15 protein-coding genes, 1 tRNA gene and 1 pseudogene are annotated in these 19,275 nt (G+C 66.8%); 14 read left to right on the forward strand and 3 right to left on the reverse strand.

The genetic code is table 11. The annotated features are described in order from the left end of the window. The first annotated feature begins 473 nt into the window (after positions 1-473). Together J2S35_RS07935 and J2S35_RS07940 are read left to right on the forward strand one after the other, a co-directional pair. The gene (locus J2S35_RS07935; RefSeq protein ID WP_309851920.1) at positions 474-1,184 is read left to right on the forward strand and encodes a hypothetical protein; all 711 of its coding nucleotides are present in this window, start codon (positions 474-476) and stop codon (positions 1,182-1,184) included. A 269-nt stretch (positions 1,185-1,453) separates the two neighbouring features. Further along, positions 1,454-3,607 carry an MMPL family transporter gene (locus J2S35_RS07940; RefSeq protein ID WP_309851922.1) on the forward strand — a complete coding sequence of 718 codons (2,154 nt, stop codon included), beginning with the start codon at positions 1,454-1,456 and terminating at the stop codon, positions 3,605-3,607. A gap of 173 nt (positions 3,608-3,780) precedes the next feature. Here the strand turns inward: J2S35_RS07940 and J2S35_RS07945 are convergent, their stop codons facing one another. After that, positions 3,781-4,386, reverse strand: coding sequence for a hypothetical protein (locus tag J2S35_RS07945; RefSeq protein ID WP_309851925.1), 606 nt, complete (start codon positions 4,384-4,386; stop codon positions 3,781-3,783). Positions 4,387-4,616: 230 nt separating this feature from the next. Between J2S35_RS07945 and J2S35_RS07950 the strand changes: the two genes are divergently transcribed. The 6 genes from J2S35_RS07950 to J2S35_RS07975 all read left to right on the forward strand — a co-directional run bounded on the left by J2S35_RS07950 (position 4,617) and on the right by J2S35_RS07975 (position 12,429). Beyond that, on the forward strand, positions 4,617-6,173 hold the full coding sequence (locus J2S35_RS07950; protein WP_309851928.1) for an FMN-binding glutamate synthase family protein: 1,557 nt from the start codon (positions 4,617-4,619) through the stop codon (positions 6,171-6,173). An 8-nt stretch (positions 6,174-6,181) separates the two neighbouring features. Then, on the forward strand, positions 6,182-7,471 hold the full coding sequence (locus J2S35_RS07955) for an LssY C-terminal domain-containing protein (protein ID WP_309851931.1): 1,290 nt from the start codon (positions 6,182-6,184) through the stop codon (positions 7,469-7,471). Positions 7,472-7,561: 90 nt separating this feature from the next. Continuing rightward, positions 7,562-8,983 carry a sugar porter family MFS transporter gene (locus tag J2S35_RS07960; protein ID WP_309851935.1) on the forward strand — a complete coding sequence of 474 codons (1,422 nt, stop codon included), beginning with the start codon at positions 7,562-7,564 and terminating at the stop codon, positions 8,981-8,983. A gap of 160 nt (positions 8,984-9,143) precedes the next feature. Beyond that, entirely contained in the window at positions 9,144-10,103 is a 960-nt protein-coding gene (locus J2S35_RS07965) for a phage holin family protein (protein ID WP_309851937.1), read from the forward strand. Positions 10,104-10,247: 144 nt separating this feature from the next. Further along, positions 10,248-11,258 (forward strand): DMT family transporter, encoded by a 1,011-nt coding sequence (locus J2S35_RS07970; RefSeq protein ID WP_309851939.1) that lies wholly within the window; start codon positions 10,248-10,250, stop codon positions 11,256-11,258. Further along, a complete protein-coding gene (locus J2S35_RS07975) occupies positions 11,245-12,429 on the forward strand; it encodes a glycosyltransferase (RefSeq protein WP_309851942.1) in 1,185 nt (394 codons plus the stop codon). Before J2S35_RS07970 ends, J2S35_RS07975 begins: the two co-directional genes overlap by 14 nt. A 231-nt stretch (positions 12,430-12,660) precedes the next feature. On the opposite strand, the gene J2S35_RS07980 is transcribed toward J2S35_RS07975, so the two are convergent. Then, a tRNA-Ile gene (locus J2S35_RS07980) sits at positions 12,661-12,734 on the reverse strand. A 216-nt stretch (positions 12,735-12,950) separates the two neighbouring features. Here J2S35_RS07980 and J2S35_RS07985 point away from each other — a divergent pair. Beyond that, positions 12,951-14,135, forward strand: a complete 1,185-nt coding sequence (locus J2S35_RS07985) for an acyl-CoA dehydrogenase family protein (protein WP_309851944.1) — start codon at positions 12,951-12,953, stop codon at positions 14,133-14,135. 150 nt (positions 14,136-14,285) lie between these two features. Here J2S35_RS07985 and J2S35_RS09935 read toward each other — a convergent pair. Continuing rightward, positions 14,286-14,804, reverse strand: a pseudogene (locus tag J2S35_RS09935) (M23 family metallopeptidase); the annotation flags it as partial. A 319-nt stretch (positions 14,805-15,123) separates the two neighbouring features. On the opposite strand from J2S35_RS09935, the gene rpsB reads away from it, so the two are divergent. The 5 genes from rpsB (at position 15,124) to J2S35_RS08010 (ending at position 19,259) form a co-directional block, all read left to right on the forward strand. Then, positions 15,124-15,969 (forward strand): 30S ribosomal protein S2, encoded by an 846-nt coding sequence (gene rpsB, locus J2S35_RS07990; RefSeq protein WP_309851947.1) that lies wholly within the window; start codon positions 15,124-15,126, stop codon positions 15,967-15,969. Positions 15,970-16,011: 42 nt separating this feature from the next. Beyond that, positions 16,012-16,848 carry a translation elongation factor Ts gene (gene tsf / locus J2S35_RS07995; protein ID WP_309851950.1) on the forward strand — a complete coding sequence of 279 codons (837 nt, stop codon included), beginning with the start codon at positions 16,012-16,014 and terminating at the stop codon, positions 16,846-16,848. 176 nt (positions 16,849-17,024) lie between these two features. Continuing rightward, on the forward strand, positions 17,025-17,750 hold the full coding sequence (pyrH, locus tag J2S35_RS08000) for a UMP kinase (RefSeq protein ID WP_380083971.1): 726 nt from the start codon (positions 17,025-17,027) through the stop codon (positions 17,748-17,750). Positions 17,751-17,815: 65 nt separating this feature from the next. Next, entirely contained in the window at positions 17,816-18,379 is a 564-nt protein-coding gene (gene frr / locus J2S35_RS08005) for a ribosome recycling factor (protein ID WP_309851957.1), read from the forward strand. A 31-nt stretch (positions 18,380-18,410) separates the two neighbouring features. Beyond that, a complete protein-coding gene (locus J2S35_RS08010; protein ID WP_309851960.1) occupies positions 18,411-19,259 on the forward strand; it encodes a phosphatidate cytidylyltransferase in 849 nt (282 codons plus the stop codon). Positions 19,260-19,275 lie beyond the last annotated feature (16 nt).

Raw genomic sequence — 19,275 nt, forward strand, 5'->3', positions numbered from 1 at the left:
AGCCTCGAAATAAAATCCGGCTCGATTGGGATCCCCCATGGGGTCAGAGCGTTTCCCGCTGAATCAAAATCGATCCCGTGTAACACATATTTTTTAGACGCTGAGCCTGTCGCGGCAGGGGTGTGATCTCTTGTGTGGTCACTGTGGGCCAAAGGGTGTCGTGAGGTCTCTCAGGGCCGTTGGCCTCGATGTCTCAGGGTCGGTGGTCCCCGTTGTCCTTGAGGGGAGGGGGGTGTGTGGAGCGCGGGTGGGTTGAATGCACCAGAGGGCTGCCGTTTCTACTGGATAGTAGGGTGAATGCGCCGAGAAATGGGGGGGGGGCGTGAATGAGTGGTGCGCGCCCGATTCCTACCGGAAAGTTCTCGGATTCGGCAAAAAAATAGTTTGCTCAGCGACCTATCTATGTGCCATGCTGGCCGAGTATCTGCTGTGAGTGGATCCCCACAATTCTGAAACCGTTAGGAATACCTATCATGAATCACGTCTCACGTCGTCAGGTATCGAAGGGCGCTGCCTGGGCGGCCCCCGCGATGCTCCTCGTCTCCGCCGCGCCGTCAGCCTCGGCCTCCCCCGCGCCGGAGACGACCGGCAACCTCATCGCCGTTCCGTGGTCGAACACCTTCGGCACCCAGAAGAACAACTTCGCCGCCGACAATACGTGGCTCTCCTACGTGATGTACCCTTCGACGCCCAACGGCACCTACTCCCTTAGCGCGGCCAGCGTTGCAGCCAACGCGGGCAACCCCAATGGTTCGGCCTCCTTCCCGCCGGACTACAGCAAGCCAACGGGTGCAGGCCAGTCGATCACCATCACCGTGACGCGCATCGCTGGCACGAACACCTATGCCTCGACGCCGCGAACGGTGCGCAACGCGACGGGCGACGCGTGGCCGTTCCTCGTGCTCCGTGACTCCGGCTGGTACTCAGTCTCCTCCTACTCCGCTGTTGGCCCCACCAACGGCGGCACGAGCGCCGAGTATTCCGGAGTCCCGGGCACGGATGCCGCGGGCAACCCCACGTGGACGTGGACGCTGACCTTCCTCAAGGACACGGTCGCCCCGTCAGACGGTTCCAGCGCCATCACGTTCGACCTCTTCTCGCCGCCGTCTGTCGGCACGGTCCAGTACCAGGTCGCCACAACCTCGCCGTGGGGCTCGGGCGTCTTCACGTCTAACCTCCACTAACGGGCAACCGTCCGCGCCATGCGCGCGAACGCCGGCGCGGCGGGGCAGCCCAGAAAGGGCTGCGCCGCCGCGTTCGTGCTTCCTCACAGGGCGGCGATTAGGCTGATCAGTGAGGACACGGCGTGAGGGGGGGGGGAGAGGCTAGAAAGCCCGCTTCTCAGACAGGCAAGGCTGCTGATGGGGTCGTCTGACCCCGGGGCCGTGGTTCGCTTACCTCCTCGTCGGCCCATGACATGCGCCCCGATACTCGACAGAGAGAAGCCAGACAGATGCCCAGTTCCCGTGCAGCCGATCCGAGCGGAGCCCCTGGACGGGTCAAGCTCATTGCCGTGCTCGCCCTCGTCCTGTGGGTGTGTCTTGCAGGCATTGGCGGACCGCTGGTCGGCAAACTCGGCAGTGTCCAGAACAATGACACGCAGTCCTTCCTGCCGGACGGGGCTCAATCCACCCAGGTGGCTCGCAGTCTTGAGGACTTCAAGACGGAGGAGTCGCTTCCACTGTTCATCACGGTGGAAAAGGACTCGCGAATGGGACGAGAGGACTTTGCGCAGGCTCAGGGGTACGCGAAGGGCCTGATTGGCTTGTCCATCCCAGGGCTCAGCGGCACGCTGGGCGACTACCTGGTGACGAAGGACGCGCCGCCTCTGATCCCGTCGGAAGACGGCTCCGCATTCCTCATCCCTGTGAATCTCGCAGCAGACAAGGTCGACGGGAACATCACCCCGGACGGGGCGTCGAAAGAGAAGCAGATCTCGAACGTCATCGTGGACGAGCTCCGCGAGAATCGCCCCGAGATCCAAGGTGCGACGGTTCTGGTCACAGGTCCGGCCGCATTCGCGGCGGATCTGCTGACGGCATTCGGCGGCATTGACGGTGTCCTCTTGCTCGTCACCCTCGCAGTTGTTCTGGTCATTCTCGTCGTCGTCTACCGGAGCCCGATCCTGCCCATCGCCGTCCTCTTCACCGCGGTCAGTGCCCTCGCACTCGCGGCACTCGTCATTTTCCCGCTCGCCCGCAGCGGTGCACTCCAGCTCTCGGGCCAGAGCCAGGGAATCCTGTTCATCCTCGTCGTGGGCGCTGCCACGGACTACTGCCTGTTGTTCGTGGCCCGCTATCGCGAGGAATTTACGCAAGGCACGCGTCTGCAGGCGGTTGTCACTGCGTGGAAGCGCTCGGCAGAGTCCATCATTGCGAGCGGTGTGACCGTCATCGCCGGGCTGCTCTGCCTTCTTTTGGCGGATCTGGGCAACATCTCGTCCCTCGGTCCCATCGGTGCGCTGGGTGTGGCGGCCGCCGTCGTCGCCTCCCTGACACTCCTGCCCGCCCTCCTTCTGCTTCTTGGAAAGGCCGCCTTCTGGCCGGCCATTCCGAAGGCTGGCCGCGAAATGCAGCATCGAGGCTGGACAAAGCATGCCCAGCGCGTGACTCGGCGCCCGCGCCTGACGTGGGCCGTGACCGGGTTGGCGCTCGTGGCCCTGAGCCTCTTTGCCCCGACGTTCAAGGCAGACGGAATCAGCCAGGCTGACTTTTTCACAACGCCCGTGGAGTCGGTTGAGGGAAACGCTGTCCTGGAGCGGCATTTCCCCTCGGGGGAGCCGTCGGCAGTTCAGGTGACGGCAGCAAAAAATGAGGCCGACGCCGCGAAATCCGTGCTTGAACGGACGGAGGGCGTGAATCCGAAGGAAATCACGACGACGCCGAGCCGGGACGGGGATCGAGTGCTTTTGACCGCCACGCTGACCCATGGCTCCGAGACTCCGGAGGCGGAGGCCTCGATCACGGCGTTGCGCGGCGCGCTCGCGGATACGGCCCCGAATGCGAATGTCGGGGGCCCTGCCGCCGTGAGCCTCGATACTCTCGAGGCAGCGAAGCACGATGAGCGCACGGTCATGCCGGCCATTCTCGCGGTGGTGTTCGTGCTCCTGATCGGCCTTCTCCGATCCCTCACGGCCCCGCTCATGATCGTCCTGGTCAATGTTTTGAGCTTCGCGGCGTCGATCGGCGTCTCAGCCCTCGTGTTCAATCACGTCTTTCACTTCAAGGGCGCGGATGCATCGACGCCTCTGCTGGCTTTCGTGTTCCTCGTCGCGCTGGCCGTGGACTACTCGATCTTCCTGATGGTCCGGGCCCGGGAGGAGTCTCTGTCGGAGGGCACAGAGCGTGGCATCATCACGGCCACAGCGGTGACGGGCGGCGTCATCACCAGCGCGGGTCTCGTGCTGGCGGCCACTTTCGCAGCCCTGTCCATCCTGCCGATTATCTTCATGGCCCAGATTGCGTTCATTGTCGGGTTCGGCGTCCTCCTTGACACGTTTGTGACGCGCAGCATTCTGGTACCGGCATTGACTCGCGACCTCGGGGACCGGGTCTGGTGGCCATGGTTTCGCCAGGCCTCGCGGGGCGCGAACAGCGAGGCGCCGTAGCCGCGGCAGGGTCAGCAGACGACGGGTCCCGCGCCGGGAATGGCCGGGGCTCACCTTGAGGTGATCCCGGCCATTCCCCTGGGCGGACGCGTCGCTCGACATCCGTCCTGGGCGCGGCCTTGCATCCGCCGTTGAGAGGCCCGGCCGCCTTGGGGCCACGGGCCTCCCGCCCCCTAGGACCCCGCCGGTGCGCTGCTCGACGAGGAGGTGCTCGGCGAGGGGGACGAACTCGGAGATGCGGTCGTGCCCGGTGTTGACGTGCCGCTGGGCGCGGATCCCTTCCCGTTCCCGGTAGACGAGCCGGAACCCTCGCTCCGTGCGGAGTCCTTGTCGCCCGAGTGCTGCCCCTTGTCGCGTGTCGGCGCGGCCTCAGTCTTGATGACCTTGAAATCCTTGTCCAGCGTGACGCGAGCCCGCGTCCCGTCTGTCTTCTGGATGAGGGCTGTGTAGGCGCCGCCGTCGCGAGTCGAGGCGAAGGACGTCTTGACGGTGGCCCCGGGGTTGGCTGCCTTCGCCGCGGCAGCCACCTTGGTCGCGGTCTCGCCCGTGAGGGGCGTGTGGCGCTGCCCGTTGTGCCCGCCGTGCTTGTGGTGATGGCCTTCAGTGCGCTGGCCGTCTGCGTCCTGATGAGTGGTGTCCGTGCCGCTCGAACTCGCGGCCGTGGAGCTGGCGGCTGCAGCCGCGAAGGCTGGCGTGGACGCGAGGAGGCTCGCTCCGCCGCCCAGGAGGGTCACGCCGAGGACGGCGCCTGTCGTGACCTGTCGGGTTCGCTTGTTCATGGTCTCTCCTTCGATCGTGGCTCCCTGGTGGAGCTGTATCCACTCTGTTCCCCTCGGCTGTCTCCAGGCTGTGGCGCATGTATGAATCGGTTGATCATCTTCGCCGTCACTCGCGGTGGCTGAACGGCGAGGGCAACGCGGCCTGTTCGGGCCCCTTTCTCATGCTCGCGAGGCATAGTCTGGTCTGGGGCAGCCGAAAATTGGCTTGCGGAGGACGATAGGGAGATTTGATGAAGAAGCGTGCGGTGTGGACTGGGATCACGTCGAGCGTCGGGGCTGGCCTCGGCGGGCTCGCCATCTGGGACCTCGTGCAGAAGAAGCACGCCATTCTCAGGAATTACCCCGTTGTGGGCCATGCGCGGTTCGCACTCGAGGCGATCCGGCCCGAGATCCAGCAGTACTTCATTGAGCGCAACTGGGACGGGCGCCCATTTGACCGCGATACGCGGAGCACGGTGTATGCGCGGTCCAAGGGCGAGGAGGGCACGCAGCCGTTCGGCACTGAGCGCGACGTCCTGGAGGAGGGGTACGAGTACCTCGCACATTCCATCGTCCCGGTCCCGCAGGCCGAGGAGCCGCCTCGCGTTCGAATCGGCGGTCCGGACTGCACGCAGCCGTACGACATGGCGCTCATGAACGTCTCCGCCATGAGTTTCGGCTCCCTTTCTGCCAACGCCATTCGGGCGCTCAACAAGGGCGCGGCTATTGGGGGCTTTGCGCACGACACGGGAGAGGGCGGCATTTCGACCTACCACCTCGAGAACGGCGGCGATCTCGTCTGGGAGATCGGCAGCGGCTACTTCGGATGCCGAACGGCTACGGGTGATTTCGACCCGGAAGCCTTCCGCGAGAAGTCCCGTCAGAGCGCCGTCAAGATGGTCTCTCTCAAGCTGTCACAGGGCGCCAAGCCCGGCTTGGGCGGCGTTCTCCCTGGGCCGAAGGTCACGGAGGAGATCGCTGCCATCCGAGGCGTCCCGGTGGGGGAGACCGTTGTCAGCCCGCCATACCACCGAGTTTTCAGCACGCCGAAGGAGCTCATCGAGTTCATCGCCACGATGCGAGAGCTGAGCGGCGGCAAGCCTGCAGGATTCAAGATGTGCGTCAGTTCCCGTCTCGAGGTCCTCGCCTTGTGCAAGGCCATGGTGGAGCTCGGCGTCACGCCTGACTTCGTGATCGTCGACGGATCGGAGGGAGGCACGGGTGCCGCCCCGCTCGAGTTCGAGGACCACGTCGGCATGCCGCTGACGGAGGGACTCATGATGTGGCACAACGCCCTCATCGGAGCGGGCCTGCGGGACCGCGTCAAAATCGGGGCCTCCGGCAAGGTCGCGGTCTCGAGTGACATCGTCAAGCGCATCATCCAAGGCGCAGACTTCACGAACTCGGCTCGGACCATGATGATGGCGGTCGGCTGCATTCAGGCGCAAGCGTGCGACACGGGCAAGTGCCCCACGGGCGTGGCCACTCAGGACAAGCGCCGTCAGCGTGCCATCGACGTCCCCGACAAGTCCCACCGTGTGGCCGCCTATCAGCGGACCACCGTACGTCAGGCCATGTCCATGATGGCTGCCATGGGGGTCGATCGTCCGGAGGACCTGCGCCCGTGGATGCTCCGCCGCGTCGTCGCCCCCGGCGTGAGCCGCTCGTACGCAGAGCTGTACGAGTGGCTCTCCCCGCGCTCCCTCGTTGAGGGCACAGACCCGAGGAATGAGGACGAGGCAGCGTGGAAGCGGGATTGGGACCTTGTCTCGGCTGAGTCGTTCCGGGTGGACGGCGAGCGCACCTGATGTGCCCCGTGCCCCACCGCACGGTGCCGGGGGCGGAGCCGATGCCCCCGTCCATGCTCGACCAGTTCATGGTGGCCCTCGCGGGTCTCGCCTCGCTCGGGCTTGCCGTCTTCCTCATCGCCGGCGGTTTCCGCCACGGGTGGCTCGGGGTGGCGTTCGTGGTGCCGGCCTGGGGCGTGCTCGCGTACCTTGCGCTGCCCCGTCTCAACGCGGCGCTCGCGGATGTCTATGTCCCCGCCAACTTCATGGGGAGGGCCCGGACCTCCGATGGGCTCCTGGGCGATCCAGTCAATCTTGCTGTCTCAGGCAGCCGCGAGCACCTCATTCGCATCATGACCTCTGCCGGCTGGGTGGTGGCCGACCCCATCACAGCCCGGTCGTCGTGGGGCATCATCCGTTCGACGCTGCGGCGGTCCTCCTACCCGAGCGCGCCTGTCTCCCCGCTGCTGGTTTTCGGGCGCCCTAAGGACCTGGCCTTTGAGATGCAGGTGGACGGGAACCCGAAGCAACGACATCACGTGCGGTTCTGGGCATGTCCTGAGGGCTGGCGTCTGCCGGGTGGCGATGCGGTGCAGTGGCTCGGGGGAGCCACGTACGACAAGGCGGTGCGGTTGAGCCTCTACACACTTCAGGTGACACACCGGGTGGCGGCGGACACCGACTCGGAGCGCGACCACGTCGTCTCCACGCTCAGCGCCGCGCAGCCGGGCCTCAACGTCAGGCGCCTCACGGCGTTCTCGAGCGGCTATCGCTCGCGCAACGGCGGCGGGGACGTCTTCGTGACGGACGGCGCCCTGGACATCATCTCCCTGGGGTCGGGGGATACGACGACGACGGCTGGCGCGGCCTCGGCCCCCGCCGGCTCGGTCCGCGGACGCACCGTGGCTGATCTCGTACGCCGACGCCCGCTCGAGGTTTTCCTGGCCTACGTCTTCCTCGGACTCTCGCTGCTCCAGGCGGCTGAGAAGGTCATCGCCGCGTCGGTCATCCACTCTGGACTCGGCGTCGGGCAGGCGGCGACGGCGACTCTCGCTCTCGCGATTGCCGTACTGGCCTGGGGTGCGCTGAGGGGCTCCCGGGGCGCCCGGTCGGTCCTCATGGTGGTCCTCGTCGCCGCCTTCACCGTCACGCTCCTCGACGCCGGGACGCAGAGCACTCGTCTCTTCCTCGCCACGGCCCTCCACGCCACGTGGCTGACGAGCGCGCTTGTGCTGCTCTCGAGCCGGGAGGCGGCGCGGAGCCTGGACGGGGCCCCACGGGGCGGGCGGGGCGTGCTGGCGCCAGCCGCGTCGTCGTGATTAGGTTGAGGACACGTTCCCCGGGCTCCGTAGTGTGGGAAGCGCGCGTGAGAGAACTTAGGGCAGCAGCAGAACACCGGAGGATGAGCCGTGACGACAAGGCATGACCCCACACCCACTCAGACGGCCCATCGCGGTCGCATCATTGCCGTCACCGTCGCAGCCGCATTAGGCGGCCTTCTCTTCGGCTTCGACACTGCGGTGATCAACGGCGCCGTCGACGCCATCAAGGGCGAGTTTGGCGTGAGCGAGTCCGTCCTCGGCTTCACGGTCGCCATCACCCTCATCGGCTGCGCCGTCGGAGCGTGGTTCACGGGCGGCCTCGCGGACCGGTTCGGCCGCCGCCCCGTCATGACCCTGGCGGCGGCGGTCTTCGTCGTCCAGTCGGCCGGAAGCGCCTTCGCCTTCTCGGCGTATGACCTCATGGCCTGGCGTCTGCTCGGCGGTCTCGCCATCGGCGCGGCCTCGGTGATCGCGCCGGCCTACATCTCGGAAATCGCTCCGGCGAAGTACCGGGGTGCCCTCGCCTCGCTCCAGCAGCTGGCGATCACGGTGGGCATCTTCCTGTCCCTCCTGAACGACGCCGGCCTGGCGGCGCTCGCCGGCGGCGCATCGGAGACCCTGTGGCTGGGGATGGCGGCCTGGCGCTGGATGCTCCTTGTCGGCGTCGTGCCTGCCCTCGTCTACGGAATTCTGTCGTGGCGGATCCCCGAGTCTCCCCAGTACCTCGTGCGGGCCGGGCGGGACGATGAGGCGGCGGAGGTGCTGCGCACCGTGACCGGCGTGGAGGACCCCGCCCACAAGATCTCCGAGATTCGGCGCACTGCCGACCTTGAGAGCCGCCGCAGCCTCGCGGACCTGAAGGGAAGCGTGCTCGGTCTTCACCCGCTGCTGTGGGTGGGCATGGGCATGGCCGTGCTCCAGCAGTTCGTCGGAATCAACGCAATCTTCTACTACTCGACCACTCTGTGGAAGTCGGTCGGATTCTCCGAGGAGGATTCGTTCACGACCTCGGTCATCACGGCCATCGTCAACGTCGCCATGACGTTCGTGGCCATTGGGCTCGTGGACCGCGTCGGGCGCCGCCGTCTGCTCCTCTGGGGCTCCGTCGGGATGTTCGTGGGCCTGGTCATGGCGTCATACTCCTTCGCACACGCCACGACGGTGGGCGGCGAGCTCTCGCTCCCCGCCCCGTATGGCCCCATCGCGCTGGTCGGAGCCAACCTCTTCGTCGTTTTCTTCGCCGCCACGTGGGGCCCTATCCTCTGGGTGGCCCTGGGGGAGATCTTCCCGAATCGCATGCGCAGCCGCGCGCTCGGCGTCTCCACGAGCGCGAACTGGATCGCCAACTTCGTCGTGACGCTTCTCGTGCCGATCGTGACCGCGCGATTCGGCACCAGCGCCCTTTACGCCGGATTCGCGTTCTTTGCCGCGCTCTCCTTTGTGTTCGTGATCAAGTTCTTCCCGGAATTCTCGGGGCGGGAACTGGAAGATCGTCCCGCAGACGCTTAGGCTGAGAGGTTGAGGGCCTGTGACGCCCACGTCTCAGCCTCTCGCATGATGGAATAGAAACAGCTTTGCCGCCCTGCGGCCCATCCCCACTTGAACTATCGAAAGGCCCGCGATGACTTCGGCGACCCGTACTGCCGCGTCTGGATCCTCCACCCGAACTGTGCCCGCACTCGCGAAGACTCTCTTCCGCCTTGCCCCGCGCCAGCTTCAGGACGAAGTTCAGATTGCGATCCTCGAGCTCAAGAAGAAGGGGATCGGGCTCGGCGTGGCCGCCGGTCTCTTCGTCGGGGCGCTCGTCCTGGTGACGTTCCTCGTGACGAGCCTCCTCGTCGCCATGATCGCGGGCATTGCCGGTGCGGGCCGCATCGCCATCACGGCCCTCATTGTGGCCGGCGCGTTCCTCGTCATCGCCGCGATTCTCGCGCTCGTGGGCCTGTCCCGCCTGAAGAAGAACCTCCCGCTCAAGCCGAACCGCGCCATCCGCGGCATCAAGCACGATATCGGCGTTCTCAAGGAAGGCCGCCGCTTCGACGAGCGCAGCCTTGTGGACACGCGCACGAAGGAGCAGCGTGAGGCTGACGCCAAGCGTGCCGCCGAGGAGCGCGAAGCCAAGAAGCGCCAGCAGAAGATCGACCAGGGCATTGACCCGGATGCCAAGCCGCTCACCCTTGAGCAGCTGCTCAGCCTGACCTCGCAGCGCCGCCAGAACATCGCTGGCACCCGAGACGAGCTCGTCGAGGAACTGCCCATCGAGGATCCCGCCGCCCCGAAGCAGGCTGGCGCCGCGCGCCGCTCGCCCAAGACGGACGCCGCCCAGGCGGTTCGCTCCTTCCAGAAGAGCGCCTCCCGCAAGCTGGGTGAGGCCAAGCTCAACGCCGAGACCCGCCTCGAGCAGGCCAAGGCCGTCGCTGCGGAGAAGATCGAGGCTCGCTCGAACCACACGTCCACGGCCGCCGTGGGTGTGCATGGGGCGCACGCACCGAGCCGGCCGGCTCGCGTCGCGGGACAGGGTGAGTCCCTCGCCGACCGCCTTGCTGAGCGCAAGGGCGCCGTCGCCGCCGCCGGTGCCTCGCTCAGCGTGTTCGCGGTTCTCGCGAGCAAGCTCGGCCGTCGCAAGTAGCGGTCTCGCGCAGCCTCGCGCGCGTGGATGACCACTGAAGCGGCCCGGACAGGAGTGTCCGGGCCGCTTCTGCGTTCCCAGGGAGCGTGCGAGGGGCTCGTTTAGAATGATGTCCACGACTGACCGCCACGAGGAAATGATTCTGTGAACTTCCCGCTCGCCATTGCCTGCGCGCTGCTTTCCTCGGTGTGCCTCGCCTGGGGAGCGGAGCGGCAGGGCGGGGCCGTGCGCAAGGATCACCACGCAGGCGTCGGGCTCTCTGCCCTGGGCTCTCTCTTCAGGCATCCTCGGTGGCTCTTCGGCCTGGGTCTCATGGCCGTGGGCACGGTCCTCAACGTCATCGCGCTCGCGCTGGCGCCGATCACCGTGGTCCAGCCCATTGGCGCCCTGGCTCTCGTCATGACCGCCGTCCTCAACGCCCGGGCCACGTCGGCTCGGCTTGGCCCGCGGATGCTCGCCGCGATCGGGGCATGCCTGGTGGGCAGCGCAGCGTTCGTGATCCTGGGGCTGCGGGTGCGGAACGAGGCGGCGGGAATCGGCCATGCGGAGACCGTCGTCGTCCTCATCCTCACCTGGGCGGCCATCGCCGTGTGTGCGGCGCTGGTGGCCTTCGGGGCCCGCCGTCTGCCGGCGTTCGCCTGCGTCGTCGTTTCTGGTGTCCTCTACGGACTCGTGGCGGTGCAGGTGAAGGTGCTGGCGACGAGCGTCATGGGGCTCGACGGACTCAGCCCGGATCGCTTGTGGGGCTGGCTCACCGAGGATCTCCGCTGGGCGGTCCTCGCGGGGGTCGTCGTCGCGGCGGTCCTCGGCGGCTGGTTCGTTCAGAAGGCCTACGCCTCGGGGCCGCCGGACCTCGTCATCGCTGGTTTGACGGTGATCGACCCCTTCGTGGGCGTCGCCGTGGGCATCGCCGTGTTCCACGAGCTCCGCCCCGATGTGCCGCCCGCCGCGGCCATGGGCATGGCGCTGGCGGCGGTCGTGGCCATGCTCGGGGTCATCACGTTGGCCCGGCACCACCCCGATGTAGACGGCAGCAAGGCCTCCCATCGCCGCCCCGAACTCTTGTCCGACGACGTGGCCGCCACGTCGCTGCCATCCGACGACGTGACACGCACGTCCACGCCAGACGCAAGGAGCACTCGTGCACACCTCTGACCACGTGGCCCCCGAAGGTGGGCGACCGCTCAGGATCCTCATCGCCGCCGAGACGTACCCGCCGAACATCAACGGCGCGGCGCAGTTCTGCTATCGGCTGGCCAAGGGCATGACCGCTCGGGGGCACGAGGTGCGAGTGGTGACGCCTCGGGCCAGCGCGGGTGGGCCGCTCATCGAGCGTCGCCCGGAGGCCGTGGTCTACAGCGTCCCGTCCCATGCGGCGGCCACTTTCAAGGAGTTCCGCATCAGCATGTGGTGGGACGCCAAGGCGGGAGTCGCCTCGCTCCTGGACGACTTCCAGCCGGACGTCGTCCATTCACAGTCCCAGTACTTCGTGTGCGAGATGGCGGTGCGGGAGGCGCGCAAGCGAGGGATTCGCGTGGTGACCACCAACCACACGATGCCGGAGAACCTCTACCCCCACTTCCCGTTCCCGGAGTGGCTGAAGCGAGCGAGCGGCTGGATCCTGTGGCGGCACGCGGAGTTCATCCTCTCCAAGTCGGATGTCCTCACGGTGCCTACGCCCCTGGCTGCCCAGACGCACGAGCGCCTGACGCGCCTGCGCGGCATCCTGCCGATCTCCAATGGCATCGAGACGAGCGACTACGCGGCCCGGCCGGGGGACTCCGAGCCCGCACCCGGAACGCGCGAGATCCTCTTCACGGGCCGGCTCGCGGGGGAGAAGCATCTGGATCTCCTCATTCGGGCGTTCGAGAAGTTGTCCCACCCGGGTGCCCGCCTCGTCATCGCCGGGACGGGCGAGCTCGAAGCGGCGCTGCGCCAGCAGGCCGCCGAGTCCAGCGCGGCGGATCGCATCGAGTTCCTCGGCTACGTGTCGGAGGAGGACCTGCGCCGTGCCTACCGCCGCGCAGCGCTCTTCGTCATGCCCGGAACGGCCGAGCTCCAGTCCTTGGCTACGCTCGAGGCGATGAGCGCCTCGACCCCCGTTGTCGCTGCGGATGCCATGGCCCTGCCCCATCTCGTGGACGAGGGGGCCAATGGCTGGCTCTTCCAGCCGGGGGATGTTGATGACCTCGCCGAGAAGATGGCTCGCGTGCTGTCCCTGGACGACGACGCCCTGGCTGCGTTCGGCCGCCGCAGCCTCGAGATGGCCGAGGCCCATAGTCTCCATGCCACGCTGGACGCGTTCGAACGCCTGTACCGGGGGTAGCAGCGGCGGACGAGTAGGCCGTTGGGACTCAACCGTTCACTGGGAGTTCTGCCGGGCCGCGCGGAACGCTCATGCTCTGGGCCGTGCTGAGCGCTCATGCTCGGAGCCCCGCTGAGCGCTCACGCGCCGTGGACTCACGACTTACTCGCCACTTTGCCGCGCATCTATGCGTGTCTAGCACCATTGGCCCCGGTGGCGACCCGGGAAAATCGCCGGAATCTCGCGGTTCTGTAGGGCGGGTGGGGCTTGAACCCACGACCAAAGGATTATGAGTCCTCTGCTCTGACCGACTGAGCTACCGCCCCCTGCGCGTTCCGCTGCCTCGGTCTCGGCTGTCTTGCTCGGGCCGGGCGGGGCTGACGCGCACGTGCTCATCTTATCCCGGGTCGAGGGGTAGGATCGGAAAAGAACGTGCGGTGGGTCACATGCGCGTGGAGAGGCTGCGCGAGCCTCCACGTCGCGCCCGCCAGTGCACCTGAGGGTTGACCCTGCCGCCGTGACCATCCACGAAAGGACCTGACATGCAGCCCGAAGACTTTTCCTCGCTTGCCAGCGAGCACGGAGACTTCTACGGATTCGAGTCCCTCCTGACCGGCGAGGAGAAGGAGGCATTCCTCGCGGTGCGCGAGTGGCTGGAGACGCGCCTTCGTCCTGTGGCCGTGCAGAACTGGGTGGATGCGACCTTCCCGTCGGAGCTCATTGAGGAGTTCGCCGAGCTGGACATCATTTCGCCCGTCCGCCGCAAGGGCTGGTCCAATGTCTTCGCGGGCCTGGTCCACGCTGAGTTGAACCGCGTGGATGCGTCATTCGCCACGTTCCTCGGCGTCCATGACGGCCTGTTCACGGGCACCATCGAGGCCTTGGCCTCTGAGGAGCAGAAGGCAGAGTGGCTGCCTGCGATCTACGCGTTCCGGGAGATTGGCGCGTTCGGCCTCACAGAGCCGCTCGCGGGCTCGGACGTGGCGGGCGGCCTGCAGACGACGGCGCGCCGCGAGGGCGACTCGTGGGTGCTCAATGGCGCCAAGAGGTGGATCGGCAACGCGACATGGAGCGACTGGGTGGTCATCTTCGCGAAGGACGCCGACGAGGGCGGTGTCAAGGCATTCTTGGTCGACACGTCCTCGGAGGGGTATTCGGCGCAGAAGATTGAGAACAAGATCTCTCTTAGGACGGTTCAGAACGCCGACATCCAGCTCAAGGATGTCGTGGTCCCCGAATCCCGCCGCCTGGCGAACTGCTCGACCTTCAAGGACGTCAACAAGGTCCTTCGCGTCACGCGTCTCGCGGTGGCGTGGCAGGCCGTGGGGCTCCAGCGTGCCGCGTTCGACCTCGCCCGGTCGTATGCCGTGGAGCGCACCCAGTTCGGTCGGCCGCTTGCGTCGTTCCAGATGATCCAGGAGCAGCTGGTGCAGATGCTCGGCAATCTGACGGCCTCGACGGCGATGATGATGCGCCTCTCCCAGATCGAGGACGAGGGTGTCGCCAAGGACGAGCAGTCGGCGCTGGCGAAGGCGTTCACGACGGCGCGCATGCGGGAGACCGTGGCGATGGGCCGCTCGATCTTCGGTGGAAACGGGATTGTCGCCGACTACGAGATCGCCAAGGTGTTCGCGGATGCGGAGGCGATCTACACGTTCGAGGGCACGCACGAGGTCAACACTCTTGTGACGGGGCGCGCGATCACCGGCGTCTCGGCGATCGTCTAGCGGCTCGGGCTCTCTGAGGCCCAGCCCCGCGTGCCGGCCCCGGGCGGTTCCCGGAGCATCGGATCTCGGAGAGAGAGCCGTGTTGCCCTGCCGGGGCCGGAGCACTGAGGGGCGGGAGTCCTCGCCGATGAGCGCCAGTGGGTCCGTGTAGTCGCCATTGCGGCGCACGCCCCAGTGGATGCCGACTTCCCGCCCGTGGGCGAGCCCGTCCACGCGTCCGATCACCTCTCCCTGCCTGACGCGCTGTCCCCGGCGGGTCTCGCTCGCCACGGGCTCGAACGCCGAGACGAGCCCCTGGCCGTGATCGACGACGACGACGGGCCGCCCGGCCACCATCCCGCGAAACGTCACCGTGCCAGCTGCGGGGGAGCGCACCGCTACGTGGGGCCTTGCGGGCAGATCGACCCCGCGATGGCCTGCGAGCCAGCGCTCCTTCGGCGGGCGGAATGCGCGCAGCCGCCCGGCCCCGCCCGCCCCGTGGCGGGGAACAGGCCGCACCCATGCGGGGGGACGAGCCGACCGGGCTTGCGCGCTGGTCGCAGAGCCCTCCTGGCGGCGCGTGCTCTCAGGCGGGCGCGCGGCCGACCCCGGCGGGGTGAAGACGGCCAGACCGGCCGCCACCAGGCCGGCGGTGAGTCGGTGGAGCCAGGTGCGGCGTCGAGCATTCATGAGGACATGGTGATCCGAACAGGGAACGGCGCGTGCCCGGCAGCCTCACTACGTGGATAACTCCCGCTGCGTCCGCGCCATGTATCATTGATGGAGCAGCGCGTTCAACGCGCTGACTTCGCGTGGCCTCTTCTATCTTTTGAGATTCCTCGTCGGCAACGGTCCGGGCTCGCCCGGCTGCCGCGAGGCGCCTGAAGGCGGAAGACCACCAGGGCCGGACCCACCCGGGGCCGGCGTGAACCGTGAACATCAATGGACAAGGGCCCGGCGCCACTTCTTTGCACCCGGGGTCCTACCCTTGTCTGGAAGGAGTGACGACATGCCCGTCGTTACCATGCGTCAGATGCTCGACTCCGGCGTCCACTTCGGACACCAGACCCGCCGCTGGAACCCGAAGATGAAGCGCTTCATCTTCACCGAGCGCAACGGCATCTACATCATCGACCTGCAGCAGTCCCTCTCCTATGTGGACCGCGCCTATGACTTCGTCAAGCAGACCGTTGCCCACGGCGGCACGGTCCTCTTCGTCGGCACCAAGAAGCAGGCCCAGGAGGCCATCGCCGAGCAGGCCAACCGCGTCGGCCAGCCCTACGTGAACCACCGCTGGCTCGGCGGCATGCTCACGAACTTCCAGACGGTCTCCAAGCGCGTCCAGCGCATGAAGGAGCTCGAGGAGATCGACTTCGACGACGTCGCGGGCTCCGGCCACACGAAGAAGGAGCTCCTCCTTCTGAAGCGCGAGCTCACGAAGCTCCAGTCGAACCTCGGTGGCATCCGCAACCTCACGAAGTCGCCGTCCGCGATCTGGGTTGTCGACACCAAGAAGGAGCACCTCGCCATCGACGAGGCGCAGAAGCTCGGCATCCCCGTTGTCGCCATCCTCGACACGAACTGCGACCCGGACGAGGTCACCTACCCGATCCCGGGCAACGACGACGCGATCCGCTCCGTCAACCTCCTGACGCGCGTCATCGCTGACGCCGTCGCCGAGGGCCTCATGATCCGCAACGGCGGCTCCAAGGATGCCCCCGCGGAGCCCATGGCCGAGTGGGAGCGCGAGCTTCTCGCTCAGGGCGAGTCCGCCTCCACCGAGTCCGCTGCCGCAGAGGCCCCCGCAGCAGAGGCGTCGGCCGCCGCTGAGGCGCCCGCTGCCGAGGCCAAGTAGCACCGGTCCTCCCGATTCACGACAGGACAAGAAGGGATTCACATGCCGAACTACACTGCTGCTGACATCAAGGCGCTCCGCGAGCGCACTGGTGCGGGAATGATGGACGTCAAGAAGGCTCTCGACGAGGCCAACGGCGACGCCGACAAGGCCGTTGAGATCATTCGCGTCAAGGGCCTCAAGGGCGCCACGAAGCGCGAGGGCCGCTCGACCGCCGAGGGCCTCGTGGCCGCTCGCGTCGAGAACGGCGCCGGTTACATGATCGAGGTCAACTGCGAGACCGACTTCGTTGCGAAGTCCGCCAAGTTCGTTGAGCTTGCCGACAAGGTTCTCTCGGCCGCCGTCGCCAACGACGTTGCTGATCTCGAGTCGCTCCTCGCCGTCGAGGTCGAGGGCAAGAAGCTCTCCGACGTCGTCGTCGAAGAGGGCGCCGTCCTCGGCGAGAAGGTTGTCGTCCGCCGCATCGCCCGCGTTCAGGGCGCCACGGTTGACGCCTACCTCCACAAGACGTCCAAGGACCTCCCCGCTCAGGTTGGCGTCCTCATGGCCGTCGACGGCACGGGCGAGCAGGCTCAGGCCGTTGCCCACGACGTCGCTGTCCACACCGCCGCTCTGGCCCCGACCTACCTCTCCCGTGACGAAGTTCCGGCCGAGACGGTCGAGAACGAGCGCCGCATCGCTGACGAGACGGCTCGCGCCGAGGGCAAGCCCGAGGCCGCGCTGACGAAGATCGTTGAAGGCCGCCTCACGGGCTTCTTCAAGGAGATCGTCCTCGTCGACCAGGCGTTCGCCAAGGACGCCAAGCAGACGGTGGGCAAGGTCTTCGAGGCCGCTGGCGTCAAGCCTGTCGCCTTCGCTCGCTTCCGCGTCGGAGCCTAACTCTCTGTGGCGTGAGCCTGCCGTCGACGCAGGCGCAGCGCACGGTCGCAAGGCCGGTCACCCGCGAGGGTGACCGGCCTTCGTCGTCCGCTAGAGTGGATTCACGGTACCGAGTTCCAGGACCGCGCCGGCCATGAGCGTCTGAGCGCCGTCCCCACATCATGAGGAGAGCGTCCGTGGCGAACCCCCAGACGACACAGCATCGTCGCCGAGTCCTGTTGAAGCTGTCGGGCGAGGTGTTCGGCGCCGGCAAGCTCGGCGTGGACACCGCGACGATCAAGGGGATTGCTCGCCAGATTGCAGACACGGTCGGCGAGGTCGAAGTCGCAGTCGTCGTCGGTGGAGGCAACTTCTTCCGAGGGGCCGAGCTCAGCCAGTCAGGCATGGACCGCTCCCGCGCTGACTACATGGGCATGCTGGGGACGGTCATGAACTGCCTTGCCCTCCAGGACTTCCTTGAGCAGGCCGGGGTGGACACGCGCGTTCAGTCTGCCATCACGATGGGCCAGGTCGCCGAAGCGTACATTCCCCGCCGTGCCATCCGGCACATGGAGAAGGGCCGCGTCGTCATCTTCGGAGCGGGAGCGGGTCTGCCGTACTTCTCCACGGACACGGTGGCCGCCCAGCGCGCGCTCGAGGTGCACGCTGATGAGGTCCTCATGGCCAAGAGCGGTGTGGACGGCGTGTACACCGCAGACCCCCATAAGGACCCGACAGCGGTGAAGCTTGACGCCCTGACGTATGACGAGGCGCTCCAGCGTGACATCCGCGTCATGGATCAGACGGCTTTCGCCTTGTGCAAGGACAACCGCCTCGCGATGCGCGTCTTCGGCATGGAGGGGGAGGGCAACGTCACGAAGGCCATCCTCGGTGAGAACATCGGAACCTCCGTGACTGTCTGACCGTCTTCCACACACACTTTCTCGGGGCCGGCTGGCCCCGCCCACCTTCGAGCGAGGAGCACCCAATGATTGACGAGACTCTGAACAATGCCGGCGACATGATGGACCGGTCCGTGGAGGCGGCACGCGAGGACTTCGCGACAGTCCGCACCGGCCGCGCCAACCCTGGCCTCTACAGCAAGGTCATGGTCATGTACTACGGCTCGCCGACCCCGCTGCAGCAGCTGGCGCAGTTCGCGACCCCTGATGCGCGCACGATCCTCATCACGCCGTTTGACTCCTCGGCGCTCCGCGACATCGAGAAGGCCCTCTCGGACTCCGAAATCGGAGCGAACCCGTCCAACGACGGCAAGGTCATTCGCGTCGTCATGCCGGAGCTGACGGAGGAGCGCCGCAAGGAGTACGTGAAGATTGTGCGTGGCAAGGCCGAGGACGCCCGCGTCTCTGTCCGCAACGCTCGCCGGAAGGCCAAGGAGGCCGTCGACAAGCTCGTCAAGGACAAGGACTCCGAGGTCTCCGAGGATGACGGCGCTCGCGCCGAGAAGGACCTTGACGCCCTGACCAAGAAGCACATCGAGATCATCGACCACATGCTCAAGCGCAAGGAAGCCGAGCTGCTCGAAGTCTGAGCATCCCGGACCTGAGGAACGCCGTACACCCATGACACAGACCCATGCCCATGCGCCTGCGCCGAAGAACTCCAAAGCCGGCCGGGACCTTCCGGCTGCCATTGGCGTCGGCGTCGGCCTGGGGGCGCTCGTGCTTGTGGGCGTCATGTGGTTTCCGCCGCTCTTCGTGGTCACATGCTGCCTCTTCGCGGGGCTGGGCGTGTGGGAGGTGTGTCGGGCGCTCCGCCTGGCGCGCATCCGGGTTCCTCAGGCGCCGCTCTTCGCCGCGGCGGTCCTCATGCCGCCCGCGGCGTATGCCGGTGGGGAGCAGGTCCTGACGTTTGTCCTCGTGGCCACGGCTGTCGCAGTCGTGCTTGTGAGGGCGATGGACCCGGAGCCGGGAAGCTTCCGCGCCGTCTTGGCTGCGTTCTTCGTGCTCTTGTGGGTGCCGTTCTTCATCTCGTTCGCGCTTCTGCTCATGCATTTGCCGGACGGCAAGGAGCGCCTTCTGGTGCTTCTGTTGCTCGTCGTGGCCAACGACACCTTCGGCTACATCGCGGGCGTGAGGTTCGGGCGTCACCCGATGGCCCCCACCGTGAGTCCCAAGAAGTCCTGGGAGGGCTTCGCGGGCTCCGTTGTGGGCGCGTGCGCGGTGGGCGTGGTCTCCGGCCTGGTCCTGCTGAACGCCCCGTGGTGGTTCGGCGTGGTCCTGGGCGTCGCGGTCGTCATTGCCGCGACGTCGGGGGATCTCGCGGAGTCCATGGTCAAGCGCGAGCTCGGCATGAAGGACATGTCCAACATTCTTCCTGGGCACGGCGGGGTCATGGACCGCTTGGACTCCATGGTGTTCGGCGTCGTGGTGGTCTATGCCGTGTCCCTTTTCTATCTCTCGGCCGTCTGAGGTGCTCGTGGATCCT

This window comes from Falsarthrobacter nasiphocae (genome assembly GCF_031456275.1).
In the GTDB taxonomy this organism is placed as follows: Bacteria; Actinomycetota; Actinomycetes; order Actinomycetales; family Micrococcaceae; genus Falsarthrobacter; species Falsarthrobacter nasiphocae.